Below are 19,261 nucleotides of genomic sequence, written 5' to 3' on the forward strand. Positions count from 1 at the left end.
GCTTATTGCGCAAGCTTCTGTAGCTCATCCTTCGAAAGGCCGGTCATTTCCATAATCGCGTCGGTATCAAGACCTCGCTTGAGCATCGCTTTTGCTACATCAGTAAGGGCAATGCGCCTCCCTTCTTCACGGCCTATCTGCTTTAGTTGATCCGCCATTGTCATCAGTTTTTCTCCATGCTGCGGCACCCGCTGTGCCAGCTTATACAATAATGTCTGAACATCTTGTGTATTCCCTGCTTGCACCATGTAGTTTACCAGCACGGTTATTTGTTGTCCGCTCATCTTCTCCAGCATAAACAGGCGGGTAAGTTTATCCAGCAACTGCGCCATGTCGCGCTGGCGAATGTGTTTTTGTACTAATGTCAGCGCTGCCATACTGCGATTCTGCATGATCTCATCATCTGGAATAACCGTCACATCCACCAACGGAAATGGTGTGCTGTAAAGTTGAAGGGCGGTTCCAGAATCCTCAAAGTGATCCAGCCAGTTCATTGAGCCTTGCCATGGGCTTTGCTTGCCATGGTAAAAGAGAACAGGAATAACCAGCGGCAGAGTGTCGTTTCCAGCCTCAAGATGACGCTGCATCGCTGCGATAGCGTAGCGCATCAGGCGAAATGACATGTGCTTATCCGGTGAGCTTTGATGCTCAATGAGCACATGTACATAGCCATGTCCGCTGGTGGTTTCCAGTGAGTAGAGAATATCGCTGAAATAGGGGCGCAGATCGTCCTCCACAAAACTGCCTGATTCCAGACGGAGCGTTTCCAGCCTGCATATTTTGATTAACGAGGGAGGAAGATGAAGTTCGATAAAGTCCCGCGCGGTTTCCACGCGGGAGAGGAAGGTTTTAAATACTGCGTCATGTGGTGTTGTTACTTCCGCCATCGTTAATCATCCGTGAGTGGTGAATATGGCAGCATTCTGGCATTAGCAATCAACGTCTAACAGTACAGGATAAAAGGCTTTTCTCCCTTTGCGGCGAAGTACGAAAAGCCATGTTCAGAGGCTCTTACAGATAGCATTTCATTGCGAGCGACGTTCCATTTGCTAGGCATGCCTTGCCGATGCCAGCAGGGCGCCTATCAGCATAAATAGCGAGCCAAACACTTTGTTCAGCGCCTTCATTTGCTTTGGTCCTTTAATCCAGCCAGCAATGCGCGTGGCCAACGTCGCGTAACCGATCATCACAATGATATCGACCACGATGGTCGTGACGCCAAGCACCACGTACTGCATCAACTGCGGTTCTTGCGGCAGGATAAACTGAGGGAACAGAGCGGCAAGGAAAACTATGCTCTTAGGATTGGTCAGATTAACAAAGACCGCGCGTTTGAACAGCCGGCTGCGCGATTGCGTATTCGCCATGGTATTCAGATCGATAGCACCCGCCGCCCGCCATTGTTGAATACCCAGCCAAATCAGATAGGCCGCTCCCGCCCACTTCAGCACCTCAAATGCGATCACCGAACGTGAAAATAGCGTTCCCAGTCCTACGCCAACCAGAACGATATGAATACCCAACCCGGTCTGCAAACCTGCAATCGACGCGCTGGCACCGCGATATCCGTGGCTGATGGCGGTGGTCATGGTATTGATTGCGCCAGAGCCTGGGGACAAGCTCAAAATAATAGAGGTCAGCAGGTAGGCGAACCACCATTCAAAGGTCATGAGAAACTCCCGGATTGTCTATTTTTATGCCACAATACGCTACTGCCGTTAGGTTGTGTCAGTGACGGCGAAAAAAACGATTTTACTTGGTCAGCGAGGCTGGATACCCGATGTTTCAGCAGCAAAAAGACTGGGAAACAAGAGAAAACGCGTTTGCTGCTTTTTCCATGGGGCCACTGACAGATTTCTGGCGTCAGCGGGAAGAAGCGGAATTTACGGGCGTGGATGATATTCCCGTACATTTTGTTCGTTTTCATGCAGAAAAAAACGATCGCGTCATCGTCGTCTGTCCTGGACGCATTGAAAGCTACGTGAAATACGCTGAACTGGCGTATGACCTGTTTCATTCTGGTTTTGACGTTCTCATTATCGATCACCGTGGCCAGGGGCGTTCCGGGCGTATGCTTTCGGATCCGCATCGCGGTCATGTCGATAACTTTAATGATTATGTCGACGATCTAACCGCCTTCTGGCAGCAGGAAGTGCTACCCGGCCCGTGGAGAAAACGCTATATCCTGGCGCATTCAATGGGCGGGGCGATTGCCACGTTATTCCTGCAGCGCCACCCGAATCAGTGTGATGCCATCGCGCTTTGCGCACCGATGTTTGGTATTGTGATGCGCTTTCCCGACTGGATGGTGCGCCATATACTGGACTGGGCCGAAGGGCATCCGCGGATCCGCGAAGGCTATGCGATGGGAACCGGGCGCTGGCGGGCGCTGCCGTTCGGTATGAATGCGTTAACCCATAGTCGACAGCGCTATCGGCGCAATCTACGCTTTTATGCTGATGAGCCGCGGTTGCGCGTTGGCGGCCCCACCTATCACTGGGTACGTGAAGGGATTCTGGCTGGCGAACAGGTTTTGGCTGGCGCCGGAGATGATGCGACGCCGACGCTGCTGATTCAGGCTGAAGAAGAGCGTGTGGTAGATAACCGCATGCACGATCGTTTTTGTGAACTCCGCGCCGCAGCGGGCCATCCTGTAGAAGGGGGTCAGCCGCTTGTCATCAAAGGCGCGTACCATGAGATCCTTTTTGAAAAGGACGCCATGCGCTCAGTCGCGCTTAACGCTATTGTCGAATTTTTCGACAAGCATAACTCATCCAGCGGAACCCGCTTTGCCTAGAGGTTGAATTTTCTTATGTATCAGGTTGTTGCGTCTGATTTAGACGGTACGCTGCTTTCTCCCGACCATACTCTGTCCCCTTATGCCAAAGAGACGCTGAAGTTATTGACCGCTCGCGGCGTTAACTTCGTGTTTGCGACTGGCCGTCATCATGTTGATGTGGGGCAAATTCGCGATAACCTCGGCATTAAAACCTACATGATCACGTCCAACGGCGCGCGCGTGCATGATTCTGACGGGAATCTAGTGTTTTCCCATAACCTGGATCGCGATATTGCCAGCGACCTGTTTGGCGTAGTGAATGCAAACCCGGACATCGTGACCAACGTATATCGTGATGATGAGTGGTTTATGAATCGCCATCGTCCGGACGAAATGCGTTTCTTCAAAGAAGCGGTGTTTAACTATTCACTGTTTGAACCTGCATTACTGGAGCCTGAGGGCGTCAGCAAAGTGTTCTTCACCACCGACTCTCACGAAAGGCTACTGCCGCTGGAGCAGGCGATTAACGCCCGCTGGGGCGATCGCGTCAACGTCAGCTTCTCTACGCTTACCTGTCTGGAAGTCATGGCTGGCGGCGTATCGAAAGGTCATGCGCTGGAAGCGGTAGCAAAAGCGATGGGCTACAGCCTGAAAGACTGCATCGCCTTTGGCGACGGGATGAACGATGCGGAAATGCTCTCCATGGCAGGTAAAGGCTGCATCATGGGCAACGCCCACCAGCGCCTGAAGGATCTGCACCCGGAACTGGAAGTCATTGGTCTTAATGCCGACGATGCCGTGCCACACTATCTGCGTGAACTGTTTTTGCAGTAACCTTCTGTTCGTTAGTTGACCAGTTGTCAACTAAAAACTTCGCTACAATGGGTGTACCTTTTGTTAAGAGACATCCATTGTGGCGTTACTCATCATTACCACAATTCTGTGGGCCTTTTCCTTTAGCCTGTTTGGCGAGTACCTTGCCGGTCATGTCGATAGCTATTTTGCGGTGCTGGTGCGCGTTGGGCTGGCGGCGCTGGTGTTCCTGCCGTTTCTACGTACTCGTGGGCACAGCGTAAAAACGATCGGGCTGTATATGCTGGTGGGTGCCATGCAGCTTGGCATTATGTACATGCTGAGTTTTCACGCCTATCTGTACCTGACGGTTTCAGAACTGCTGCTCTTTACCGTGCTGACGCCGCTCTACATTACGCTGATTTATGATCTGATGAGCGGGCGTCGTCTGCGCTGGAGTTACGCCTTTAGTGCGTTACTGGCGGTGATTGGCGCGGGGATCATTCGTTACGATCAGGTGACCAGCCACTTCTGGACCGGTCTGCTGCTGGTGCAGTTGTCCAATATCAGCTTTGCGATTGGTATGGTGGGCTATAAACGTCTGATGGAGACGCGGCCAATGCCGCAGCACAACGCCTTTGCCTGGTTTTATATGGGCGCCTTTATGGTGGCTGTCGTGGCCTGGTTCATGCTGGGCAATGCGCAGAAAATGCCTGCAACCACGCTACAGTGGGGAATTCTGGTCTTTCTTGGCGTGGCGGCGTCCGGCATTGGTTACTTTATGTGGAACTACGGCGCGACCCAGGTGGATGCGGGCACGCTGGGCATCATGAACAATATGCATGTCCCTGCCGGACTGCTGGTTAACCTAGCTATCTGGCATCAACAACCTCACTGGCCAAGCTTCATCATTGGTGCGGCTGTGATAGTGGCTTCACTGTGGGTACATCGAAAGTGGGTCGTTCCGCACTCCGTACAAACGGCAGGTGATCGCAGGCGTGATTCCGCGCTGAGCGAATAAACGCTTCTGTGACCGGCTGTCGCTGCTCGCCATCACGCACGGCGGCGTACAGTCGGCTCCACAACCCATCACCCAGGGTTTTGGTCACTACCAGGCCCTGGCGTTCAAAACTCTCCACCACCCAGTGCGGTAATGCCGCGATACCCATTCTGGCTGCAACCATCTGAATCAGCAGCAAGGTGTTATCCACGCTTTTCAGCGACGGACTAACGCCTGCAGGCTGCAGAAAATGCCGCCATACATCCAGTCGACTCCGCTGTACCGGGTAAATCAGCAGCGTCTCGCTGGCCAAATCTTCCGGTGTGATTTGTGTTTTGCTGGCCAACGGATGGTCAGGCGCCAGTACCAGGCGGACTTCAAAATCAAACATCGGTGAGTAGTGTAATCCGCTGCGCGGCAGGATGTCGGAGGTTAACACCAGATCCAGCTCATCCTGCTGTAGCGCTGGTTGCGGATCGAACGTCACGCCGGATTTAAAGTCCATCTCCACCTGCGGCCAGTTGGCACGAAAATTCTCCAGCGCGGGCGTCAGCCATTGAATACAACTGTGACATTCAATCGCGATTCGCAGCCGGGTTTGCTGCGGTTCGTTGCAGGCCTGCAGCGCACGACCAATTTGCGGCAACACCTGATTGGCTAACTGCAGCAGGATTTCTCCCTGCGGCGTAAAGCGCAGAGGCTGGCTTTTACGGATAAAAAGTCGAAAGCCAAGGCGCTGCTCCAGATCGCTGAACTGGTGAGAAAGGGCGGATTGGGTCTGATGCAACGTCGCCGCTGCGGCTGCCAGAGAACCACTATTCCGCAACGCCTGGAGCGTTTTCAGGTGTTTAATCTCGATCATGAAAGTCCTTCACTTCGGCATGAACAAATTGCGCTTGAGGAATATACAGTAACCGCCAATTATGGATGTGTAAACATCTGGACGGCTAAAATCCTTCGTCTTTTAAATTTATGGTGCGTTGGCTTCGTTTCCCCACCCCAGTCACTTACTTCAGTAAGCTCCTGGGGATGAGTAAACTTGCCGCCTTCCCTAAATTCAAAATCCATAGGATTTACATATAATTAGAGGAAGAAAAATGACAATATTGAATCACACCCTCGGTTTCCCTCGCGTTGGCCTGCGTCGCGAGTTGAAGAAAGCGCAAGAAAGCTACTGGGCGGGAAATTCTTCCTGTGAAGATTTGCTGACCGTTGGCCGCGAGCTGCGTGCCCGCCACTGGGATCAGCAGAAGCAGGCGGGCGTTGACCTGCTGCCGGTGGGTGATTTTGCCTGGTACGATCACGTGCTGACTACCAGCCTACTGCTCGGCAACGTTCCGGCTCGCCATCAAAATAAAGACGGCTCGGTCGATATCGATACCTTATTCCGCATTGGCCGTGGCCGCGCACCAACGGGTGAACCCGCGGCGGCGGCAGAAATGACCAAATGGTTTAACACCAACTATCACTACATGGTGCCAGAGTTCACTAAAGGTCAGCAGTTTAAACTGACCTGGACCCAACTGCTGGATGAAGTGGACGAAGCGCTGGCGCTCGGTCACAAGGTGAAGCCTGTGCTGCTGGGGCCGGTAACCTACCTGTGGTTGGGTAAAGTGAAAGGCGAACAGTTTGACCGCCTGAGCCTGTTGAACGACATTCTGCCGGTTTACCAGCAGGTGCTGGCCGAGCTGGCGAACCGCGGTATTGAGTGGGTGCAGATTGACGAACCCGCTCTAGTGCTGGAATTACCGCAAGCGTGGCTGGACGCCTTCAAACCAGCTTATGACGCGCTGACGGGTCAGGTGAAGCTGCTACTGACCACTTACTTCGAAGGCGTAACGCCAAACCTGGATACCATTACCGCCCTGCCGGTGCAGGGACTGCACGTTGACTTCGTGCACGGCAAAGATGATGCAGCCGAGCTGCACACGCGTCTGCCAGCCGACTGGCTGCTGTCAGCGGGGCTAGTGAACGGCCGCAACGTCTGGCGTGCCGATCTCAGCGAAAAATACGCACAAATCAAAGATATCGTCGGGAAACGTAACCTGTGGGTGGCTTCTTCCTGCTCCCTGCTGCATAGCCCAATCGATCTCAGTGTGGAAACCCGCCTTGATGCAGAAGTGAAGAGCTGGTTTGCCTTCGCGTTGCAAAAGTGCGGCGAGCTGGCGCTGCTGCGCGATGCGTTGAATAGCGGTGATACGGCAGCAATTGTTGAGTGGAGCGCACCGATTCAGGCTCGTCGTCACTCTACCCGTGTACACAACGCCACAGTGGAAAAACGTCTGGCGGCAATCACCGCCCAGGACAGCCAGCGCGCTAACGCTTACCCGGTTCGTGCCGAGGCGCAACGTGCCCGCTTTAATCTGCCGGCATGGCCGACTACGACTATCGGTTCATTCCCGCAAACCACAGAAATTCGCGGCCTGCGCCTGGATTTCAAAAAGGGCAACCTGGATGCTGGGAACTATCGCACCGGAATTGCGGAACATATTAAACAGGCGATTGTTGAACAGGAACGTCTGGGTCTCGACGTGCTGGTACACGGTGAAGCCGAGCGTAATGACATGGTCGAATACTTTGGCGAACACCTGGACGGCTTCGTCTTTACCCAGAACGGTTGGGTGCAGAGCTACGGCTCTCGCTGCGTGAAGCCGCCGGTGGTGATTGGCGACGTCAGCCGCCCGGAAGCGATCACCGTGGAGTGGGCGAAATATGCCCAGTCGCTGACCGACAAACCGGTAAAAGGCATGCTGACCGGTCCGGTGACCATTCTCTGCTGGTCATTCCCGCGTGAAGACGTGACGCGTGAAACCATCGCGAAGCAGATCGCGCTGGCGCTGCGTGATGAAGTGGCGGATCTGGAAGCGGCGGGTATCGGCATCATCCAGATTGATGAACCGGCACTGCGCGAAGGTTTACCACTGCGTCGCAGCGACTGGGCGGCGTATCTGGAGTGGGGAGTGGAAGCCTTCCGCATTAACGCGGCGGTAGCGAAGGATGAAACCCAGATCCACACCCACATGTGTTATTGCGAGTTCAACGACATCATGGACTCCATTGCGGCGCTGGATGCGGACGTGATCACCATTGAAACCTCGCGCTCTGATATGGAGTTGCTGGAATCGTTTGAAGAGTTCGACTATCCGAATGAAATCGGGCCGGGCGTATACGATATTCACTCGCCGAACGTTCCGAGCGTGGAGTGGATTGAAGCCCTGTTGAAGAAAGCCGAGCAGCGCATTCCAGCAGAACGTCTGTGGGTGAACCCGGACTGCGGCCTGAAAACCCGCGGCTGGCCGGAAACCCGTGCCGCGCTGGCGAACATGGTCAAAGCGGCGCAGAATCTGCGTCAGGCGTAATTCGGTGCCCGGGAAGCGCTGGTGCTTACCCGGGTTACAGGAAATCGCAATAGTTGTAGGCCCGGTCAGGCGTCGCTGCCACCGGGCAATTAACGTTTATTTCTTCCCACCGTATTGCACGAACCACTCCAGCATTCTCTGCCAACCGTCTTTCGCGGACTCTTCGTGATAGCTCGGGCGATAATCGGCGTTGAACGCATGTCCGGCATCGGGATAGACCACGATTTCCGCTTTAGCATTGGCGGCGCGTAGCGCCTGGCGCATTGTTTCAACGGTATCTTGCGGAATGCTGGTGTCCTGGCCGCCATAAAGCCCCAAAACGGGGGCGTTAAGATCGGTTGCGATATCAACGGGATGTTTTGGCGAGTTGAGGGTTTTGTCACCCACCAGTTTGCCATACCACGCCACGGCCGCTTTTAACTGCGGATTATGTGCGGCATACAGCCAGGTGATGCGTCCACCCCAGCAAAATCCGGTGATCATCAACTGGTGCGCATCTCCTCCGTTGCGGGAGGCCCAGCTAGCGACGTGGTCCAGATCGGCCAGTACCTGAGAGTCAGGCACTTTGGCGACAAGGCCACTAAGCAGCGTAGGGATATCGGCAAAGTCATTGGGATCGCCTTCGCGAAAATAGAGTTCTGGTGCGATAGCCAGATACCCTTCCAGAGCCAGACGACGGCAAACGTCACGAATGTGCTCATGAATACCAAAAATCTCCTGCACGACAATGACTACGGGCAGCAGGCCATCAGTCTGTTTTGGTCGTGCGTGATACGCTGGCATATCATCGCCTTGTGAAGGTATGGACGTTACACCGGCGATAATTGCATTATCCGGGGTGTGAACCGTGGTAGACGTCGGTGGAGATACAGCAGGTGCAAAGCCAGATTGTCGTGTTGTCATGGTATTCTCCGTACCCTTAAATATTCAGCAAAAAAGCGCATTGTTAACTATAGACACATGCAACGAACCACATTGCCTTAAACGGTCTATCTTTTGTGCAGGGCTTACTTATATCGCATCATTTATGTGATAAAGATCACCATTTAATGGTAATCGAATGCAATTGATTTACATCATAGTGATGACTGTCACGAAAATATGTTTATGCCTTCGGTAAAGTGTGTTTTTGCTTCTTCTGACAAAACCGATTCACAGAGGAGTTTTTATGTCTAAGTCTGATGTTTTTCATCTCGGCCTCACTAAGAACGATTTACAAGGGGCTACGCTTGCTATCGTCCCTGGCGACCCGGAGCGTGTGGAAAAGATCGCCGCGCTGATGGATAAGCCGGTTAAGCTGGCATCTCATCGCGAGTTCACCACCTGGCGTGCTGAGCTGGATGGTAAAGCCGTGATCGTTTGCTCTACCGGTATCGGCGGCCCGTCCACCTCTATTGCCGTAGAAGAACTGGCACAGCTGGGCATTCGTACCTTCCTGCGTATCGGTACGACTGGCGCTATCCAGCCGCATATCAACGTGGGTGATGTACTGGTTACCACTGCATCTGTTCGTCTGGACGGTGCAAGCCTACACTTCGCACCAATGGAATTCCCGGCCGTTGCGGACTTCGAGTGCACCACCGCGCTGGTGGAAGCGGCGAAATCTATCGGCGCCACCACTCACGTGGGTGTTACTGCGTCTTCTGACACCTTCTACCCAGGCCAGGAGCGTTATGACACCTTCTCTGGTCGCGTCGTGAGTCGTTTCAAAGGCTCAATGGAAGAGTGGCAGTCTATGGGCGTTATGAACTACGAAATGGAATCTGCTACGCTGCTGACCATGTGCGCAAGCCAGGGTCTGCGTGCCGGTATGGTCGCGGGTGTTATCGTGAACCGTACTCAGCAAGAGATCCCTAATGCGGAAACGATGAAACAAACGGAAAGTCACGCGGTGAAAATCGTGGTAGAAGCCGCGCGTCGTTTACTGTAATTCTCCCTTCTATTCAAAAAGGCCGACGCGTTCGGCCTTTTTATTTTGCGTAGTGCCTCGCAGGAAATTCCTTTTAAACTGGACGTTTATACAGCACAATTCTATTTTGTGCGGGTAAGTCGTTGCTGTAAGGGGGCGTTGTGGATATTTCAATTATGATGAGTGCCGTGTTGGCGTTAGCCGCAGGGCTACTGGTAGGGTGGCTGGCGACAAAAGCACGCGCCGATCAAATCCGTGCCGACCTCATCGAAGAGCGACGTGAACTGGATATTGCGCTAAGCGCCGCTCGCCAGCAGCTCTCGCAGGAAGCTCACTGGCGTGATGAGTGCGAACTACTCAATAACGAATTGCGCAGTCTGCACAGTATCAACACCTCTCTGGAAGCCGATCTCCGTGAAGTCACTACCCGGCTGGAAGCAACGCAACAGCATGCGGAAGATAAAATCCGCCAGATGATCAACAGCGAACAGCGTCTGAGCGAACAGTTTGAAAATCTGGCGAATCGTATTTTTGAGCACAGCAACCGCCGTGTTGATGAGCAAAATCGCCAAAGTCTGAACAGCCTGCTTGCGCCGCTTCGTGAACAACTGGACGGTTTTCGTCGCCAGGTTCAGGATAGCTTTGGTAAAGAGGCGCAAGAACGCCATACCCTGGCACACGAAATTCGTAATCTCCAGCAACTGAATGCGCAGATGGCGCAGGAAGCGGTAAACCTGACGCGGGCATTAAAAGGCGATAACAAAACGCAGGGTAACTGGGGAGAGGTCGTACTCACGCGGGTACTCGAAGCCTCTGGTCTGCGTGAAGGTTATGAATATGAAACCCAGGTCAGCATCGAAAACGACGCCCGTTCGCGAATGCAGCCTGATGTCATCGTTCGGCTACCGCAGGGTAAAGATGTGGTGATCGATGCGAAAATGACGCTGGTCGCCTATGAGCGCTATTTTAACGCAGAAGATGAATACACCCGCGAAAGTGCATTGCAGGAGCACATCGCCTCGGTGCGCAACCATATTCGACTACTGGGGCGCAAAGATTATCAGCAGCTTCCTGGGCTGCGTACGCTTGACTACGTGCTGATGTTTATCCCCGTTGAGCCCGCTTTTTTGCTGGCGCTCGACAGACAGCCCGAACTGATTACCGAAGCGCTTAGAAATAACATTATGCTGGTGAGCCCTACTACGCTGTTGGTGGCATTGCGCACGATCGCCAACCTGTGGCGCTACGAGCATCAGAGTCGTAATGCGCAACAAATTGCCGATCGGGCCAGCAAACTTTATGACAAGATGCGGTTGTTTGTGGATGATATGTCGGCAATAGGTCAAAGCCTGGACAAAGCCCAGGACAACTACCGACAGGCGATGAAAAAACTCTCTTCCGGTCGTGGAAACGTCCTGTCGCAGGCAGAAGCTTTTCGTAGTTTAGGCGTGGAAATTAAGCGCGAGATAAATCCTGAGCTGGCTGAACAAGCTACTACACAGGATGAGGAATACCGCTTGCGCTCGGTCCCTGAGACGCAACAAGATGCGTCTTACCCCGAGGATGAAGCGGTAAATCAGCAATCAAACTAGTCCATTTGGGGTAGTTGAACCCGGTAGAAGGGTAGGGCAAATTGGCCCAATCTGTTACACTTCTCGAACATTTTTTGGATGAGCAGGCACTGAGATGGTGGATAATTCACAAGAAACGACGCACTTTGGCTTTCAGACCGTCGCTAAAGAGCAGAAAGCTGACATGGTGGCCCACGTTTTTCATTCTGTGGCGTCTAAATATGACGTTATGAATGACTTAATGTCATTTGGCATTCATCGTTTGTGGAAGCGCTTCACCATTGATTGCAGTGGCGTGCGTCGCGGGCAAACCGTTCTCGATTTAGCAGGCGGTACCGGCGATCTGACGGCGAAATTCTCTCGCATGGTTGGTGAAACCGGCAAAGTTGTGCTGGCGGATATCAATGACTCAATGCTCAAAATGGGTCGCGAAAAGCTGCGTAATATTGGCGTGGTAGGTAACGTTGAGTACGTTCAGGCGAATGCGGAAGCATTACCTTTCCCTGACAACACGTTTGACTGCATCACCATCTCTTTCGGTCTGCGCAACGTAACGGATAAAGACAAAGCATTACGCTCCATGTACCGCGTATTGAAGCCGGGCGGACGTCTACTGGTGCTGGAATTCTCCAAACCCATAATCGAACCGTTGAGCAAAGCCTACGACGCATACTCTTTCCATGTTCTGCCGCGCATAGGTTCAATGGTAGCAAGCGATGCGGACAGCTACCGTTATTTGGCGGAGTCCATCCGTATGCATCCCGATCAGGACACCTTAAAAGCAATGATGCAAGATGCCGGGTTCGAAAGCGTTGATTACTACAACCTGACAGCAGGTGTCGTTGCGCTGCACCGTGGTTACAAGTTCTGACAGGAGAGTGGGGATGCCTTTAAAACCCTTAGTAACCGCAGGCGTTGAAAATCTGCTCAACACCTTTCTGTACCGTTCTCCTGCGCTGAAGTCAGCCCGAACGCGTTTACAGGGTAAGGTGCTACGTGTTGATCTCAAAGGATTTTCAACACCGTTAGTCCTGGTATTTAGCGAGCGCCAGGTCGATGTGCTGGGGGCATGGGAAGGCGAAGCCGATTGCACCGTAATCACATATGCCAGTGTGTTACCGAAATTGCGTGACCGACAGCAACTCACCACGCTTATCCGCAGCGGTGAGCTGGAAGTCCAGGGCGATATCCAGGTAGTACAGAACTTTGTTGCGCTGGCCGATCTGGCGGAGTTGGATCCTGCAGAACTGTTAGCACCCTATACCGGCGATATCGTCGCGGAAGGGGTCAGCAAAGTCTTGCGTGGTGGAGCGAAGTTCCTGTGCCATAACTTTCAGCGCCAGCAGCGCTATGTCGCCGAAGCGATCACTGAAGAGTGGCGCATGGCTCCTGGTCCACTAGAGGTTGCATGGTTTGCTGAAGAAACGGCAGCCGTTGAGCGCGCGGTTGAATCTCTGGCCAAACGGCTGGAAAAACTGGAGGCCAAATGACGCCAGGTGAAGTACGGCGCCTTTATTTCATCATTCGCACTTTTTTAAGCTACGGTCTTGATGAACTCATCCCCAAAATGCGAATCACGCTGCCGCTTCGGTTGTGGCGTTACTCGTTGTTCTGGATGCCCAGCCGACATAAAGACAAACCGCTGGGAGAAAGGCTGAGACTGGCTTTACAGGAACTCGGCCCAGTGTGGATCAAATTTGGGCAAATGCTCTCTACCCGTCGTGACCTTTTCCCTCCGCACATCGCCGATCAGCTTGCGCTATTGCAGGATCGGGTTGCCCCGTTCGATGGGCTTAGAGCGAAAAAACAAATCGAAGAGGCTATGGGCGGGCTGCCCGTTGAGGAATGGTTTGATGATTTTGAAATCACGCCACTGGCATCTGCGTCTGTTGCTCAGGTCCACACTGCGCGATTGAAATCGAATGGCAAAGAGGTGGTGATCAAAGTTATTCGCCCGGACATACTTCCGGTCATCAAAGCGGATTTAAAACTGATCTACCGCCTGGCTCGTTGGGTTCCTCGTCTGCTGCCAGATGGGCGTCGCCTGCGACCAACAGAAGTCGTCCGTGAATATGAAAAAACGTTGATCGATGAACTGAATCTGCTGCGCGAATCGGCGAACGCCATTCAGCTACGACGTAATTTTGAAGATAGTCCGATGCTGTACATCCCGGAAGTGTATTCCGACTACTGCAGTCAGAACATGATGGTGATGGAGCGTATTTACGGCATCCCGGTTTCAGATGTCACCACGCTTGAGAAGAACGGCACCAATATGAAACTGTTGGCCGAGCGTGGTGTTCAGGTCTTCTTTACTCAGGTATTCCGCGACAGCTTTTTCCATGCGGATATGCACCCCGGGAACATTTTTGTCAGTTATGAGCACCCTGAAAACCCGAAATACATTGGTATTGATTGTGGGATTGTGGGCTCTTTAAACAAAGAAGATAAGCGTTACCTGGCTGAAAACTTCATTGCGTTCTTTAACCGCGATTACCGCAAAGTTGCTGAACTGCACGTAGATTCTGGTTGGGTTCCGCCGGATACCAACGTAGAAGAGTTTGAATTTGCCATTCGTACCGTGTGCGAGCCGATTTTTGAAAAGCCGCTGGCGGAGATTTCCTTTGGTCACGTGCTGTTGAATCTGTTCAACACTGCGCGCCGCTTCAATATGGAAGTTCAGCCTCAACTGGTATTGCTCCAGAAGACGCTGCTGTACGTTGAAGGTGTCGGACGACAACTCTACCCGCAGTTAGATTTGTGGAAAACGGCTAAGCCATTCCTCGAATCCTGGATTAAAGATCAGGTCGGTATTCCAGCGCTCGTTAGGGCATTTAAAGAAAAAGCACCGTTCTGGGTCGAAAAAATGCCAGAAATACCTGAACTGGTGTATGACAGTTTGCGCCAGGGCAAATATTTACAGCACAGTGTTGATAAGATTGCCCGCGAGCTTCACGCGAATCATGTACGCCAGGGACAATCCCGTTATTTATTGGGCATTGGCGCAACATTGTTGCTAAGTGGAATATTCCTGCTGGTAAGCCGCCCTGAGTGGGGGCTTATGCCGGGCTGGTTAATGGCGGGAGGCGTCATAGCCTGGTTGATCGGCTGGCGCAAAATGCGCTGAATTTTTCATCGCCCAAGGCAGGTCGTGTAACGTATACTACGGCCTTATTAATTCATCATCTATGACAGAGGAACATGTATGGGTGGTATCAGTATTTGGCAGTTGTTGATCATTGCCGTCATCGTTGTACTGCTATTTGGCACCAAGAAACTCGGCTCCATCGGTTCCGATCTTGGCGCGTCGATCAAAGGCTTCAAAAAAGCGATGGGTGATGATGAGCCTAAGCAAGATAAGACCAGCCAGGACGCTGATTTTACTGCTAAATCCATCACCGATAAGCAGGGTGAAGTGAAAAAGGAAGACGCCAAAAGCCAAGATAAAGAGCAGGTATAATCCGTGTTTGATATCGGTTTTAGCGAACTGTTATTGGTGTTCGTGATCGGCCTCATTGTTCTGGGGCCGCAACGATTACCTGTAGCGGTAAAAACGGTTGCTGGCTGGGTTCGCGCTTTGCGTTCCCTTGCAACTACTGTTCAGAATGAACTGACCCAGGAGCTTAAGCTTCAGGAGTTTCAGGACAGCCTGAAGAAAGTAGAGAAAGCGAGCCTGACAAATCTGACCCCGGAGCTGAAAGCGTCAATGGATGAGCTGCGTGAAGCGGCGGAATCGATGAAGCGTTCTTACAGCGTGCACGATCCTGAGAAAGCGAGCGATGAAGCGCACACTATCCATAATCCGGTGGTGAAAGAAGGTGAAGCGCAGCGAGAAGGGGTCACCCCTGCCGCCGCTGAAAACCAGGCCAGTTCGCCGGAGCAAAAACCGGAATCCGCGGGTGCTAAAACGCCAGAGCAGACGGAAAACACTTCCGCCACGTTGATGGATGCAGAAAAGAAAGCTGCCGCACCTGTTGTCGAATCCTCCCCCTCGTCGAGTGATAAACCGTAAACATGGCTGTAGAAGATACCCAACCGCTCATTACGCATCTTATCGAGCTGCGTAAGCGACTCCTGAACTGCATTATTGCGGTTATCGTGATCTTTCTGGCGTTGGTTTACTTTGCCAACGACATTTACCATATGGTTGCGGCACCGCTGATTAAACAGATGCCGCAGGGTGCAACGATGATCGCCACCGATGTGGCCTCACCGTTCTTTACCCCTATAAAGTTAACCTTCATGGTGTCGCTGATCCTGTCAGCGCCAGTGATCCTCTACCAGGTATGGGCATTCATTGCGCCTGCTTTGTACAAACATGAACGTCGCCTGGTTGTGCCGCTGCTGGTCTCCAGCTCGTTGTTGTTCTACATCGGCATGGCATTCGCCTATTTTGTCGTCTTCCCGTTGGCGTTTGGTTTTCTGGCTAACACGGCTCCGCAAGGCGTGCAGGTATCGACGGACATTGCCAGCTATCTCAGCTTCGTAATGGCGCTATTTATGGCTTTCGGTGTCTCTTTTGAGGTCCCTGTCGCCATTGTGCTGCTATGCTGGATGGGCATTACGACACCTGAAGATTTACGTAAGAAACGACCTTACGTTGTGGTGGGAGCATTCGTCGTCGGGATGTTACTGACCCCGCCAGATGTCTTCTCGCAAACGTTGTTGGCGATACCGATGTACTGCCTGTTTGAAGTGGGCGTTTTCTTCTCTCGTTTCTATGTCGGTAAGCGACGTACGCGAGATGAGGACAACGAGGCTGAAGAAGCAAAAGAAGCCGAAGCCACCGAGAAAACAGAAGAGTAAATTCAACCGCCCGTCAGGGCGGTTGTCATATGGGAGGTAGCATGTTTGATATTGGCGTTAATTTAACCAGTTCACAATTTGCGAAAGACAGGGATGATGTTGTGGCGCGCGCCTTTGCTGCGGGCGTAAACGGTATGCTTCTGACCGGAACAAACCTGCACGAAAGCCAGCAGGCGCTGAAGTTGGCGCAACATTATCCGCATTGCTGGTCCACGGCTGGCGTGCACCCGCATGACAGTAGCCAATGGCAATCCTCAACGGAAGACGAGATTATCGCGCTGGCAAACCAGTCTGAGGTGGTCGCTATTGGCGAGTGCGGTCTGGATTTCAATCGCAATTTCTCCACGCCACAGGAGCAGGAACGTGCTTTTGAGGCACAACTGCGCATTGCCGCTGAACTGCAGATGCCGGTTTTCATGCATTGTCGGGATGCCCATGAGCGTTTTCTGACGTTGCTGGAGCCGTGGCTGGATAGTCTCCCGGGCGCGGTGCTGCACTGTTTTACCGGAACGCGGCAGGAGATGCAGGATTGTGTGGACCGAGGGCTTTATATTGGTATTACCGGCTGGGTCTGTGATGAGCGCCGTGGGATGGAACTGCGGGAACTGCTGCCGTTTATTCCGGTAGAAAGACTACTGATCGAAACCGATGCGCCTTACCTACTTCCTCGCGACTTAACGCCTAAACCGACGTCACGGCGCAATGAACCGGCGCACCTGCCACATATTCTTGAGCGTATTGCCCACTGGCGCGGAGAAGATCCTCAATGGCTGTCAGCAACCATTGATGCTAACGTCCGAACGTTGTTCGAAGTGACCTTCTAAACGGCTTAAATTTTTCGAAAACCGGTATTTTTCACGCTCTGCTTAACTTCTTTATTCAACAGGTTAAGCAGTAGCATGGAACGCGCTTCGCCATCCGGTTCGGTGAAGATCGCTTTTAGCCCCTCAAATGCCCCTTCAGTAATAATCACGCTGTCCCCTGGCTGAGGAGTTTGCGGGTCCACAATACCTTCAGGCTTGTAGATAGAAAGCTGGTGAATAACGGGAGAAGGGACGGTCGCAGGCGTCGCGCCAAAACGGACGAAATGGCTGACACCACGCGTGGCATTGATAGTGGTGGTGTGGATCACTTCCGGGTCGAACTCGACAAACATGTAATTAGGGAATAGTGGTTCACTGACTGTGGTACGTTTACCGCGCACTATTTTTTCCAGGGTGATCATAGGCGTCAGACAGTTCACCGCCTGTCTTTCCAGGTGTTCCTGGGCTCTCTGAAGTTGCCCACGTTTGCAGTACAGTAAATACCAGGATTGCATAATAACTCTTATCCGCTTGTTCTGAGCGCAAGCATAGCAAAAGCCATGCGTTAAGTTAATTATACCCACCTCAATGCAGGCTGAAACCCAATGGGTATATACGCCCGGGGCTTATATGTATCGCCAGAGTTCACGCTAATTTAACAAAAATACAGCATCACAATGATGAACGCCGTATAATGAAGCGCTTACGAAGAGGCCACAATGGACGCCATGAAATATCACGATTTACGCGACTTCCTGACGCTGCTTGAACAGCAGGGCGAGCTCAAACGCATTTCGCTTGAGGTGGATCCCCATCTGGAAATTACTGAAATTGCCGATCGCACTCTGCGTGCCGGTGGGCCTGCGTTACTGTTTGAGAATCCGAAAGGCTATTCAATGCCGGTGCTGTGTAACCTGTTTGGCACACCAAAGCGTGTTGCGATGGGGATGGGACAAGAAGATGTCTCGGCGCTACGAGAAGTCGGTAAACTGTTGGCGTTTTTGAAAGAGCCAGAGCCACCGAAAGGATTCCGCGATCTGTTTGATAAGCTGCCGCAGTTTAAGCAGGTGTTGAACATGCCGACTAAGCGGTTGCGCGGTGCGCCTTGTCAGCAAAAAATCTACTCGGGCGATGACGTTGATTTAAACCGCATTCCGATTATGACCTGCTGGCCGGAAGATGCCGCGCCGCTGATTACCTGGGGGCTCACCGTAACGCGTGGTCCGCATAAAGAGCGGCAGAATCTGGGCATCTATCGTCAGCAGCTGATTGGCAAAAACAAGCTCATTATGCGCTGGCTGTCCCATCGCGGCGGCGCGCTTGATTACCAGGAGTGGTGCGCAGCGCATCCGGGTGAACGCTTCCCGGTTTCTGTGGCGTTAGGAGCAGATCCTGCGACCATTCTGGGGGCCGTGACGCCGGTCCCTGATACATTATCCGAGTACGCATTTGCCGGGCTGTTGCGCGGAACCAAGACCGAAGTGGTTAAATGTATTTCCAACGACCTGGAAGTGCCTGCCAGCGCTGAAATCGTGCTGGAAGGGTATATTGAACCGGGCGAGCTGGCTCCGGAAGGGCCGTATGGTGATCATACCGGCTACTACAACGAAGTAGATAGCTTCCCGGTCTTTACCGTCACGCACATTACCCAGCGTGAAGATGCAATTTATCACTCTACCTATACCGGACGCCCGCCAGATGAACCCGCGGTGCTCGGCGTGGCGCTGAACGAAGTCTTCGTGCCTATTCTGCAAAAGCAGTTCCCGGAAATCATCGATTTTTATCTACCTCCGGAAGGCTGTTCTTATCGCCTGGCCGTCGTGACGATGAAAAAACAGTACGCTGGTCATGCCAAACGCGTCATGATGGGCGTTTGGTCGTTTTTGCGTCAGTTTATGTACACCAAATTTGTTATTGTTTGCGATGATGACGTCAACGCACGCGACTGGAATGATGTGATTTGGGCAATTACTACCCGTATGGACCCGGCCCGGGATACGGTACTGGTAGAGAATACGCCAATTGATTACCTGGACTTTGCCTCGCCGGTTTCCGGCCTTGGTTCAAAAATGGGGCTGGATGCCACAAATAAATGGCCGGGCGAAACCCAACGCGAATGGGGACGTCCGATTAAAAAGGATCCTGAAGTGACTGCGCGCATTGACGCAATTTGGGATGAACTGGCCATCTTTAATGACGGCAAAAGCGCCTGAGGCGCGATCGTTTTGCCTATTGATCCGAC

General features: G+C 52.6%; 19 protein-coding genes. 14 read left to right on the top strand and 5 right to left on the bottom strand.

The features are described from left to right. Positions 1–2: 2 nt before the first annotated feature. Complete coding sequence (locus tag SK38_RS22975) at positions 3–887, bottom strand: Rpn family recombination-promoting nuclease/putative transposase (RefSeq protein WP_048237115.1); 885 nt, start codon at positions 885–887, stop codon at positions 3–5. Positions 888–1,049: 162 nt separating this feature from the next. Further along, on the bottom strand, positions 1,050–1,670 hold the full coding sequence (rhtB, locus tag SK38_RS22980) for a homoserine/homoserine lactone efflux protein (protein WP_003828938.1): 621 nt from the start codon (positions 1,668–1,670) through the stop codon (positions 1,050–1,052). 110 nt (positions 1,671–1,780) lie between these two features. Between rhtB and pldB the strand changes: the two genes are divergently transcribed. From pldB to SK38_RS22995, 3 genes are all read left to right on the top strand, one after another. Then, entirely contained in the window at positions 1,781–2,797 is a 1,017-nt protein-coding gene (pldB, locus tag SK38_RS22985; protein WP_003017911.1) for a lysophospholipase L2, read from the top strand. A 15-nt stretch (positions 2,798–2,812) separates the two neighbouring features. Next, positions 2,813–3,613, top strand: coding sequence for a sugar/pyridoxal phosphate phosphatase YigL (gene yigL, locus SK38_RS22990; RefSeq protein ID WP_008787091.1), 801 nt, complete (start codon positions 2,813–2,815; stop codon positions 3,611–3,613). A gap of 79 nt (positions 3,614–3,692) precedes the next feature. Then, the gene (locus SK38_RS22995; RefSeq protein ID WP_003828930.1) at positions 3,693–4,592 is read left to right on the top strand and encodes a carboxylate/amino acid/amine transporter; all 900 of its coding nucleotides are present in this window, start codon (positions 3,693–3,695) and stop codon (positions 4,590–4,592) included. Here SK38_RS22995 and metR read toward each other — a convergent pair. Then, on the bottom strand, positions 4,480–5,433 hold the full coding sequence (metR, locus tag SK38_RS23000; protein ID WP_003017908.1) for an HTH-type transcriptional regulator MetR: 954 nt from the start codon (positions 5,431–5,433) through the stop codon (positions 4,480–4,482). The two genes, SK38_RS22995 and metR, sit on opposite strands and share 113 nt — an antisense overlap. Positions 5,434–5,668: 235 nt before the next feature. Between metR and metE the strand changes: the two genes are divergently transcribed. Next, entirely contained in the window at positions 5,669–7,930 is a 2,262-nt protein-coding gene (metE, locus tag SK38_RS23005; RefSeq protein WP_048237116.1) for a 5-methyltetrahydropteroyltriglutamate--homocysteine S-methyltransferase, read from the top strand. 96 nt (positions 7,931–8,026) lie between these two features. On the opposite strand, the gene SK38_RS23010 is transcribed toward metE, so the two are convergent. Further along, a complete protein-coding gene (locus tag SK38_RS23010; protein ID WP_003828924.1) occupies positions 8,027–8,833 on the bottom strand; it encodes a dienelactone hydrolase family protein in 807 nt (268 codons plus the stop codon). A 265-nt stretch (positions 8,834–9,098) separates the two neighbouring features. On the opposite strand from SK38_RS23010, the gene udp reads away from it, so the two are divergent. From udp to tatD, 9 genes are all read left to right on the top strand, one after another. Continuing rightward, positions 9,099–9,860, top strand: a complete 762-nt coding sequence (gene udp, locus SK38_RS23015; protein WP_003828923.1) for a uridine phosphorylase — start codon at positions 9,099–9,101, stop codon at positions 9,858–9,860. A gap of 140 nt (positions 9,861–10,000) precedes the next feature. Then, positions 10,001–11,431 carry a DNA recombination protein RmuC gene (rmuC, locus tag SK38_RS23020; protein ID WP_095533171.1) on the top strand — a complete coding sequence of 477 codons (1,431 nt, stop codon included), beginning with the start codon at positions 10,001–10,003 and terminating at the stop codon, positions 11,429–11,431. Positions 11,432–11,525: 94 nt separating this feature from the next. Next, positions 11,526–12,281, top strand: coding sequence for a bifunctional demethylmenaquinone methyltransferase/2-methoxy-6-polyprenyl-1,4-benzoquinol methylase UbiE (ubiE, locus tag SK38_RS23025; protein WP_003017897.1), 756 nt, complete (start codon positions 11,526–11,528; stop codon positions 12,279–12,281). Positions 12,282–12,294: 13 nt separating this feature from the next. Then, positions 12,295–12,900, top strand: coding sequence for a ubiquinone biosynthesis protein UbiJ (ubiJ, locus tag SK38_RS23030; protein ID WP_003828918.1), 606 nt, complete (start codon positions 12,295–12,297; stop codon positions 12,898–12,900). Then, a complete protein-coding gene (gene ubiB / locus SK38_RS23035) occupies positions 12,897–14,537 on the top strand; it encodes a ubiquinone biosynthesis regulatory protein kinase UbiB (RefSeq protein ID WP_048237117.1) in 1,641 nt (546 codons plus the stop codon). Before ubiJ ends, ubiB begins: the two co-directional genes overlap by 4 nt. 78 nt (positions 14,538–14,615) lie before the next feature. Continuing rightward, complete coding sequence (tatA, locus tag SK38_RS23040) at positions 14,616–14,870, top strand: Sec-independent protein translocase subunit TatA (RefSeq protein ID WP_003017888.1); 255 nt, start codon at positions 14,616–14,618, stop codon at positions 14,868–14,870. Between the two features lie 3 nt (positions 14,871–14,873). Beyond that, complete coding sequence (tatB, locus tag SK38_RS23045; RefSeq protein WP_008787098.1) at positions 14,874–15,422, top strand: Sec-independent protein translocase protein TatB; 549 nt, start codon at positions 14,874–14,876, stop codon at positions 15,420–15,422. A gap of 2 nt (positions 15,423–15,424) precedes the next feature. Continuing rightward, entirely contained in the window at positions 15,425–16,216 is a 792-nt protein-coding gene (tatC, locus tag SK38_RS23050) for a Sec-independent protein translocase subunit TatC (protein ID WP_003828911.1), read from the top strand. A gap of 41 nt (positions 16,217–16,257) precedes the next feature. Next, on the top strand, positions 16,258–17,040 hold the full coding sequence (gene tatD / locus SK38_RS23055) for a 3'-5' ssDNA/RNA exonuclease TatD (protein WP_032945714.1): 783 nt from the start codon (positions 16,258–16,260) through the stop codon (positions 17,038–17,040). Between the two features lie 5 nt (positions 17,041–17,045). Here tatD and rfaH read toward each other — a convergent pair whose 3' ends face one another. Beyond that, entirely contained in the window at positions 17,046–17,534 is a 489-nt protein-coding gene (gene rfaH / locus SK38_RS23060) for a transcription/translation regulatory transformer protein RfaH (RefSeq protein WP_003017881.1), read from the bottom strand. Positions 17,535–17,738: 204 nt separating this feature from the next. Between rfaH and ubiD the strand changes: the two genes are divergently transcribed. After that, the gene (ubiD, locus tag SK38_RS23065) at positions 17,739–19,232 is read left to right on the top strand and encodes a 4-hydroxy-3-polyprenylbenzoate decarboxylase (protein WP_048237118.1); all 1,494 of its coding nucleotides are present in this window, start codon (positions 17,739–17,741) and stop codon (positions 19,230–19,232) included. Positions 19,233–19,261 lie beyond the last annotated feature (29 nt).

The sequence above is a fragment of the Citrobacter sp. MGH110 genome, assembly GCF_001037515.1.
Lineage (GTDB): Bacteria > Pseudomonadota > Gammaproteobacteria > Enterobacterales > Enterobacteriaceae > Citrobacter > Citrobacter portucalensis.

What these genes read in the sequence shown, in the direction of transcription:
- yigL (WP_008787091.1), top strand. Translation starts at nt 2,813, where the DNA reads ATGTATCAGGTTGTTGCGTCTGATTTAGACGGTACGCTGCTTTCTCCC.
- ubiB (WP_048237117.1), top strand. Translation starts at nt 12,897, where the DNA reads ATGACGCCAGGTGAAGTACGGCGCCTTTATTTCATCATTCGCACTTTT.
- metE (WP_048237116.1), top strand. Translation starts at nt 5,669, where the DNA reads ATGACAATATTGAATCACACCCTCGGTTTCCCTCGCGTTGGCCTGCGT.
- pldB (WP_003017911.1), top strand. Translation starts at nt 1,781, where the DNA reads ATGTTTCAGCAGCAAAAAGACTGGGAAACAAGAGAAAACGCGTTTGCT.
- tatD (WP_032945714.1), top strand. Translation starts at nt 16,258, where the DNA reads ATGTTTGATATTGGCGTTAATTTAACCAGTTCACAATTTGCGAAAGAC.
- ubiE (WP_003017897.1), top strand. Translation starts at nt 11,526, where the DNA reads ATGGTGGATAATTCACAAGAAACGACGCACTTTGGCTTTCAGACCGTC.
- tatA (WP_003017888.1), top strand. Translation starts at nt 14,616, where the DNA reads ATGGGTGGTATCAGTATTTGGCAGTTGTTGATCATTGCCGTCATCGTT.
- SK38_RS22975 (WP_048237115.1), bottom strand. Translation starts at nt 887, where the DNA reads ATGGCGGAAGTAACAACACCACATGACGCAGTATTTAAAACCTTCCTC.
- ubiD (WP_048237118.1), top strand. Translation starts at nt 17,739, where the DNA reads ATGGACGCCATGAAATATCACGATTTACGCGACTTCCTGACGCTGCTT.
- rfaH (WP_003017881.1), bottom strand. Translation starts at nt 17,534, where the DNA reads ATGCAATCCTGGTATTTACTGTACTGCAAACGTGGGCAACTTCAGAGA.
- rhtB (WP_003828938.1), bottom strand. Translation starts at nt 1,670, where the DNA reads ATGACCTTTGAATGGTGGTTCGCCTACCTGCTGACCTCTATTATTTTG.
- metR (WP_003017908.1), bottom strand. Translation starts at nt 5,433, where the DNA reads ATGATCGAGATTAAACACCTGAAAACGCTCCAGGCGTTGCGGAATAGT.
- SK38_RS23010 (WP_003828924.1), bottom strand. Translation starts at nt 8,833, where the DNA reads ATGACAACACGACAATCTGGCTTTGCACCTGCTGTATCTCCACCGACG.
- ubiJ (WP_003828918.1), top strand. Translation starts at nt 12,295, where the DNA reads ATGCCTTTAAAACCCTTAGTAACCGCAGGCGTTGAAAATCTGCTCAAC.
- tatC (WP_003828911.1), top strand. Translation starts at nt 15,425, where the DNA reads ATGGCTGTAGAAGATACCCAACCGCTCATTACGCATCTTATCGAGCTG.
- udp (WP_003828923.1), top strand. Translation starts at nt 9,099, where the DNA reads ATGTCTAAGTCTGATGTTTTTCATCTCGGCCTCACTAAGAACGATTTA.